At 32.7% G+C, this 7902-nt stretch carries 7 protein-coding genes; 1 reads left to right on the top strand and 6 read right to left on the bottom strand.

Features of this window, described 5'->3' with window-relative positions:
• The first annotated feature begins 188 nt into the window (after window positions 1–188).
• Window positions 189–584, top strand: a complete 396-nt coding sequence (locus tag B0A67_RS20825; RefSeq protein ID WP_072964118.1) for a helix-turn-helix domain-containing protein — start codon at window positions 189–191, stop codon at window positions 582–584.
• A 214-nt stretch (window positions 585–798) separates the two neighbouring features.
• On the opposite strand, the gene B0A67_RS20820 is transcribed toward B0A67_RS20825, so the two are convergent.
• From B0A67_RS20820 to B0A67_RS20795, 6 genes are all read right to left on the bottom strand, one after another.
• A complete protein-coding gene (locus B0A67_RS20820) occupies window positions 799–1830 on the bottom strand; it encodes a hypothetical protein (protein ID WP_072964120.1) in 1032 nt (343 codons plus the stop codon).
• Window positions 1831–2049: 219 nt separating this feature from the next.
• On the bottom strand, window positions 2050–3066 hold the full coding sequence (locus B0A67_RS20815) for a type I restriction enzyme HsdR N-terminal domain-containing protein (protein ID WP_072964122.1): 1017 nt from the start codon (window positions 3064–3066) through the stop codon (window positions 2050–2052).
• A gap of 348 nt (window positions 3067–3414) precedes the next feature.
• Window positions 3415–4620 carry a hypothetical protein gene (locus B0A67_RS20810; RefSeq protein ID WP_123887443.1) on the bottom strand — a complete coding sequence of 402 codons (1206 nt, stop codon included), beginning with the start codon at window positions 4618–4620 and terminating at the stop codon, window positions 3415–3417.
• Between the two features lie 110 nt (window positions 4621–4730).
• Complete coding sequence (locus B0A67_RS20805; protein ID WP_072964126.1) at window positions 4731–5687, bottom strand: lipid A deacylase LpxR family protein; 957 nt, start codon at window positions 5685–5687, stop codon at window positions 4731–4733.
• Window positions 5677–6459, bottom strand: a complete 783-nt coding sequence (gene mtgA, locus B0A67_RS20800; RefSeq protein WP_072964128.1) for a monofunctional biosynthetic peptidoglycan transglycosylase — start codon at window positions 6457–6459, stop codon at window positions 5677–5679. Before mtgA ends, B0A67_RS20805 begins: the two co-directional genes overlap by 11 nt.
• Window positions 6459–7571 carry an NAD(P)/FAD-dependent oxidoreductase gene (locus B0A67_RS20795; protein ID WP_072964130.1) on the bottom strand — a complete coding sequence of 371 codons (1113 nt, stop codon included), beginning with the start codon at window positions 7569–7571 and terminating at the stop codon, window positions 6459–6461. Before B0A67_RS20795 ends, mtgA begins: the two co-directional genes overlap by 1 nt.
• Between the last annotated feature and the right edge of the window lie 331 nt (window positions 7572–7902).

The following is a 7902-nucleotide window of genomic DNA, read 5'->3' as shown; positions in this document are numbered from 1 at the left end:
TGTGTCCAGACGGTAGGCTTCCATCGGGGCTAAAGGAGAGGTTTTGGTTTTTACAAGACTTTTTACCTTAATTATTTGTATGAAAAATTGTATTTTTGTTTTCAATAACACAAAATTGTATCGTACAGGAACAACCTTGTTTTTTACCAAAAACTATTTTGTAAAAGAATTTTAAATACCTTTGAATTATGAGCACAGCAACAAAACCAAATCATATAGGGCGAAAAATTAGCCGTATTCGTGAACTACGAGATATGAAACAAGAAGCTTTGGCACAGGCCTTGGGCATGAGCCAGCAAACGATATCTACTATCGAAAACAGTGAAACTGTAGACGAAGAAAAACTTATCGAAATAGCAAAAGCACTCGGCGTAACTGCAGAAGCCATAAAAAGTTTTTCAGAAGAAAATATGATAACGTATTTTAATACCTTCAACGATAGTCCAGGAAACTTTGGAAATTTTGCTAGTGGAGCAATTTGCAACTTTAATCCTCTTGATAAAGTGGTTGAACTTTATGAGCGTTTGGTTCTTGCCGAAAAAGAAAAAGTGGAGTATTTAGAAAAATTATTGAAAGAGAAATAGTTCTCAAATTTATATTTGAGATCAAAAAGCCAGTCTAATCGATTGGCTTTTTTGATTTGTACCATCTATTAGAAAATTCTTATTATCGAGAATTTATCTAAGAATACAATACTCTTCTTTGTCGGGTTACTTGCGGAGAAGCTTTTCAACTTTGTATACATAACAAACCCGGATTTATAAATCCGGGCCTTTCGTTTTATTGTTTAAATTAAAATTATTCATACTCAAACACTGTGATATCCTGAGTATAATTATATCCCGCAGAATCAAATTTTATTAGATAGCCATCTGCATCATAAAAATACTTGGGCACAGCTTCAAACTGAAGCTGCCAAACTCCATTATAAAATATTTGAGAATTTATTTTAACAACGTGCAAATACTGATTATCTATTCTATAATAAGGTTCTTTATTATAAACCCCGGCTTTTGCAGGATCAAATGTATATGTTACATAGCCGCTCAACGTTTCAGTATGATCTACAGGATCGATACTAAACCAATTTTTAACATACTTTGTTTCATCGAGATAGATATAAGTATAGTGCATTTGTGGTTCTCGTCCTTTTGGAGTCATCATATAATAATAGACACTTTGTATACGATCTAAATCGTCATAAACATATTCAAGACTAACAAAACCGTCTTTTTCTATTTTTTTATCAATTAAACCTTTACTATTATAATTATAAGTTCCAAATGCATACGATGAAATCATTTCATTTAATGCACCGCGTGCATCATATGTAAAGGTAAACTCCTCGGGATAATTGGTATGTCCGTTATTGGTGTATACTGTTCCGGCGGCGATATTTTTTAATTGGCCTAAATCATTATACTTATAATTCACAGTGTAATCACGTTCTGTATCTTTGTTCAATTCAATCTCAGCGATATCAAATAAATTTTCAGATGGTAGAGCCAAATAAGTATTAATGTCCATATTATTAAACTTATAGTGATAAATTATCCCCATATAATTCTGAGCATATCGTATTGATCGCACCAATCGTTTCTGAACTTCTGATCCTTTAGACGTTTTTGCCGAAAAATTAGTATTTTTAATCGCAGGTTTCAACAATTCTGATTTAGGAACACCTGTTACCGGGTTTACAGGACCAGCAGGCTCTTCTGGTTTTACAACAACTTGTTCTTCCGGAATACTATCATCCTTTGAGCAACTTACCAAAGTAAATTGAAAAATCCCCAACACAACAATTAATAACTTAAGTAATTTTATATTCATATATTATTCATTTACAACACATTAAAAAATGAAATCTTATTTCAAAAAGCTAATATAGCAATTATAACCTTCTTTTCAACTCAATCCCAAAAATTTACAATCCTTGTCTACAGTAATACAATACTCTTCTTTGTCGGGTTACTTGCGGAAAAACTTTGCAGCTTTGTATAGATAACAAACCCGACAGGGTTTAAAAACTGTCGGGTTAAAAAACCGTGTTTATTCTAACAAAGCAAGTGTTCTATTTGTCAATTCGTTTTTATACTTTAAAACATCATCAATGCTTGTTAATAGATACTCATTGTTTTCGATAATAATTTTCATTTTCGAATCTGTAAAAACTAATTTACAAATGACTTTTTTAAGATTATCGTCAATGCTAATATTAAAAAAGCTCTTAAAATCTTTAAAGAAAATCCTCTGACTTGGTATTTTTTTATTCTGGATCAACAAAGTCCTAATAGTATGATAGGCTTGTATTTCAGATTCAGTAGTAATAATTCCGCCGGTATTTGAGTTTGATTCCGCTAATACTTTTTTCTCATACAAAGATTTTAGCAATGCCGAGTTAATCATGTTAATCATTTTCGCCTGATTTTCTTCATTGAATTTTACTTTAAAATTCATGTTGCGATGAATAATCTTCAACAAATCTTTTGAGGGTGCGATTAATTCCTTGAGCAAACTAGCCTCAAAATCCTCTACAAACACACATTCCTGAGCTGTTTTTATAATTTCATTGACAACCACATACCTTTTATCAAACTTGATTAAAGTTTCTAAATCTTTATCTGTAAAATTGGTTAGATTAAACACAAAAAATGGTTTATTATCAATCACATTCGGCTGCACAACATCTGAATAAAACCGATATTCAATACCATTTGTTAGTATAGCGATTCTTGAATTTTTAGTATTATTAAAATAACCATTTAGCTGACCTGCTTCTTTATCACTTAATCTGCTATTGTACTTTTTTGCTTCTATTAAAATCGTGTCCTTTTTATTCAACAAAATAGCGTAATCAATCTTTTGACTAATTCGCTCACCAAAATCAGCATTATATTCTGGTATCAGATCATTCGAAATATAATTCAGCAAATGGAAAAAAGGCTCAATTAAAAACTTACGAGTTTGAGCTTCATTAGTACACAATTCAATTGCATCGTCAATTTTAAAATTTTCGAGCGTTTTCTTTAATTGATTAATAGATTGTTTAGGAATATTTGTGGTCATTTTTGGAAGTTGGTTAGTTAGACAAATTGTATAATTAAAACTAAACTAATGAAAATAAATCGATTTATAAGTTTTTAAAAATCATTACTTTAAGGCATCTCAAATATCTTATTTTAATTACACCTCCTTTTACGGAAAACCATATTTTTAAAATTAAATCAAGATCGTCGAAAATTACTGTTTTACAAACACAATCTATTAGGTATTTATACCTGTTTAATGCCTCCAACAATACATTACTTTTATTTGTCGAGTTACTTGCGGAGATCCCTCGTTCCTCGGGAGGACAAGATTGCGGAGAAACTTTGCAGCTTTGTATACATAACAAACCCGTAAATATCCCAAAACCTATTTCGCCAAAATCGTAGGTTTCTTTGACTTTGCATAAACCTGATCCGGTTTGTTGTCCCAGGAAATTACAAGACGATCTTTTGTTACTTTTTTAACGATTCCCAAATACCATTTACGACTGGAATAATGCACCCAAATAGAATCATTTTTGTAGCTACAATCATAAACTTCGCCATTGCTGTCGTCTACAAAATAATCAGAATTGATTTCCATTTTATTAAAATCGCCTTTTCCGCCAGATTCCCATTTACCATAACAGTCAGCAATATTGAATGGTTCTTTTTTCTTTCCAAAAGTCAAATTGAAGGATTCTCTTCGTGAGAATTCATTTAATCCTTTATTTTCTATTTTACTAAAAAAATCTTTTTTATTATAGCTTTTTAGCGGTTTCCAATTACGGTCTAAAATTGAAATTTTAAAATCTTTAGGAAAACCTACTAATGTATCTTTAGCGTGCAAAGGCAATACAATAGATTGCTCAGTACCTTTATCTAAAACAAATGGTTCAGCGATATTGTTTTTTTGCCGTAATTGCCATTCATCACTTATTTCCTTTACAATTCGTATCGAATCTGATGGATCGTAAACCAATTTATATTCTTCTCCGTATTCACTAATAAATTTTTTGTGAGTCGCTAAAGCAGTTTTAATTTCCTGATTTTTATAAAAAGTAATTTCTTCTTCAGAAAATTTAAAGTCTATGTCAATCACTATTTTTTTATCAGAGTCATTTTTCAAATTCAGATATAAAAACTCATTTTCAAATTTATAAGGCTCCGGTTCTCTTGTGGTAGCGATAAAAGAATAACAAGAAAGAAGAAAAATCAATTTCAGAAAAACGGGCTGAACTTTATATAGTACAGATTCTTGCTTTAATAACCAAAACGAAACCAAAATACTTACCAAGGCGATATTATCTGAGAAATCAACAATTCGGTAGAAACCAAAAAGATTGACAAAACTTTCTGAAAAAGGGCTTTTCCAGAAAATAAAAAATAAAGCAACAGCGATATGAATTTCTTTGGTTCTTTTTGGGAAAAGGACACTCCAAAAAAACGGAAAAACAAGTAGCCCTGCAAAATCAGATAACTTTCCGGTGAAATAATTATGAAAAACCGTTTTTAGTATCAAATCGTTTAAGAGAAGAATCAATAACGAAACAAGAAAAACAGGCTGCGCTAATCTATTTAATTTTTTCATCATATTTGACATTATTGATTAACTCCAACTAACTTTTATTTCCCATTCGAAAAGATTTAAGATTAAAAAACTTAGGATCTTAGCATCTTAGAACCTTAGCGCCTTAAAAAAAACTATTTCAACAAATACCCAAACCGAATCGATCCGAAAAAATAACCTGAATTGGTATTGGTTTCCGGATCTTTTAGCTCTCGTCCTCTATATATAAAAGAATACGACATATTGAAGTTGTTGTGTCTGTACTTTAATCCAAACTCTGCATTAAAACGAAGCGGCTCTAAATCAAAAGTCAGCGGACTTGTATTACTGAACATACTTCCCTGAATCGTAGCGTCATAAAACTGATAATTGACACTTGGCATCGCATAGAAATAAAATTCCCTGATATTGTATTGCGGCTGAAAACTTACGGATGCGTCGTGTAAATTCGAATCGTAAATCGGGAGTAACTTTTTGAAACCAATTCTGGTCAGGAATCCTGTAGAAACACCGTCGAAGATAGTTCCCAGATTGGCTTCGGACTGAAAATGAAGATCGATAAAATCATTGTGTTTCATAGGAAACATTTTTTTCGAATACATCACATCCGCCTGAACGGCAAAAGCATTATGCAATTGATTTTCCCAGCCAAATACTTCTTTATACCCAATAATATGATGAAAGCTTTCCTGAGTTTCTTTGCCTAATGCATTGGGTCCCATGAAACCCAACTGAAAGTCTGTTTTTAAAACAGATTCACTTTGGTAAAAAAAGCTTCTTCCGGCTTCGGCAAAAAGATATCCGGTAAAAGGGCGATCATTAATCGTGACTGCAGCTTCGTTAATAAATCTCGGATTATAAATGTATTGCCCGATACGAAATTCGGTGATTTTCTTATTGATTTTAGGGTTTTCATTCTTTGATAAAAAGCGGTAAAAAAGCTCTAAACCATTGGTATAATACATATCATTTTTAGACGATGTATATAAATCGTTGTCAGTAATTAAACCAATTTCGGTAGTTTTCGCCTGTCCAAAAGACAAAGCCGATGTCAATACCAGAAGCGCAATAAAAGATTTTTTATTTCGCATGGTAATTTATTTTGCCAACAGAGCGCATTTCACGAACAATTCTTTCTTTTCTTCTGTTAATATAACTCGAAGATCCTGTTGCTTTAAACTTTCTTGGATTGGGTAAAATTGCTGCAATCCCGGCGGCCTGCATTGGCGTCAGACTTGAAGCATCACGACGGTACCAATGTTCTGTTGCGGCATAAGCGCCGTAAACGCCATCTCCCATTTCGATACTGTTCAGATAAACCTCCATAATACGTTCTTTACCCCAAATGACTTCTATCAGAACAGTAAAATAAGCTTCTAAACCTTTACGGAAATAACTTTTTCCCTGCCATAAAAATACGTTTTTTGCTGTTTGCTGTGAGATTGTACTTCCGCCACGAATACGGCGTCCGCGTTCGTTGCTTTTATATGCTTTCTGAAGCGCTTTAAAATCAAAACCATTGTGCTTTAAGAAAGTTCCGTCTTCACTGGCAATAACGGCTTTTTGCAGATTCATCGAAATTTTTTCGATAGGTTCCCAATCGTGATCAAAGAAAACTTCTTTACCATCTAATTTATTTTCGATAGCACGAATTATCATTAGCGGCGTAAAAGGTACCGGAATATATTTGAAGAATATGACAGACGCGATCGAGATTCCAAAAAACCACAGGCACAGTTTAATAAAAAACCTTTTTACTTTATCGCCAAAAGAGCGGTTTGTTTTTTTTGGTGCTGCTTTAGGTTTTGGTTTCGGTTTGTTTGCGGTTGTTGTTTTTGGTATCGGTTTTTTGGTTACTCCCATTATATTAAATCTGCTAATTCTGTTCCTATTATACTTCCAATTGCGACTCCCATTCCGCCCAAACGCACTCCACAAAACACGTTTTCAGACAGTTGGGCAACAACAGGATTTTTACTGTTTCCTATTCCCATTATGCCGCTCCAACGATGGGCAATCCGGAAATCCTGATTTGGTAAAATTACATTTTTAAGTAAATCCTCCAATTTATTTTGTACAATTTTCGTCTGTCCAAATTCGGTTGTGTTTTCAGCTTCAAAATCTAAGTTCCTGCCGCCGCCAAGTAAAATCCTGTTGTCTATATTTCTGAAATAATAATAGCCCCGATCCAGATGAAAAGTACCTTTGATATCTAAATTTTTAATAGGTTCTGTAATTAAAACCTGAGCTCTTGCCGGTTGCACAGCGCCTTTTGTAATAATATTTGCAAAACCATTTGTCGCAAAAAGTATTTTCTTAGATTTAAAACTAAAATCGCTCAGCACAATTTCGACCTGATTGCCCAGATCAGCATAAGAGGTTACGGTTTGCTGATTGAGTATTAAAATATTCTCAGAAACGGCCTGTCTTAACAATTCCTGCATCATATTTCCGGTATCGATCTGGGCTTCAAAAGGATTAAAGATCAAATATTCCTCAGTATTTCCGAAACCAAAACGATCTGTTTCTTTTGTAAAAACGTCGGCTTTGAAAAGCGGTTTCAAAATATCATTTATAAAAGGTAATCTTGAAATGCATTCATTAAATCCGCTTTCCTCTTCTTTCAGAAACAATTCATATCCGCCATGAGGCTTAAAATCAATTGCAGCATCTCCTAATCTTTTTCTAAGTAATTGCAGACCCTTCCAGCGCTTTTCGATCAGACTTATTACATCTTCTTCTGAATGCGTTTTGAGATCTTCCATAATTTCAGAAAGACTGCCGAAACAGGCAAAACCCGCATTTTTGGTACTTGCGCCTTGCGGCAACATTCCTTTTTCTAACACCAGAATTTTCGCCGCCGGGAATCTTTCGCGCAGGCGCAATGCAGCATGTAATCCTACGATGCCACTGCCCACAATGGTATAATCAACATTTGTGAACCAATTTTTAAGTTCCCAGTAACTTAAATCCATTTGTCAATTTTTTATAAAAATAATGATTTTTTCGAACCATGTAAGTAATGTAAGTTCATTTAAATGTTTTCTTTTTTACCATTAAGATATTAAGAAAATTAAGCTTTAAATAATAATTATTTCAAAATATAATGTCTAATAACAAACATTAAATATTTATTTTTTTAACCATTAAGTAATTAAGTTAGATTAAGAAGCAGCACTTAATTTTTCTTAATATCTTAATGGTGAGATTAAAAATTAAATGTTTCGAAACTAAATTTAAATGAACTTACATTACTTATATGGTTTAGTACTTTTTAACATTTACTTGCTAAATTATATTCGTATT

The sequence above is a fragment of the Flavobacterium aquidurense genome, assembly GCF_002217195.1.
GTDB lineage: Bacteria > Bacteroidota > Bacteroidia > Flavobacteriales > Flavobacteriaceae > Flavobacterium > Flavobacterium frigidimaris.
This window is presented reverse-complemented; position numbering and strand designations above follow the sequence as displayed.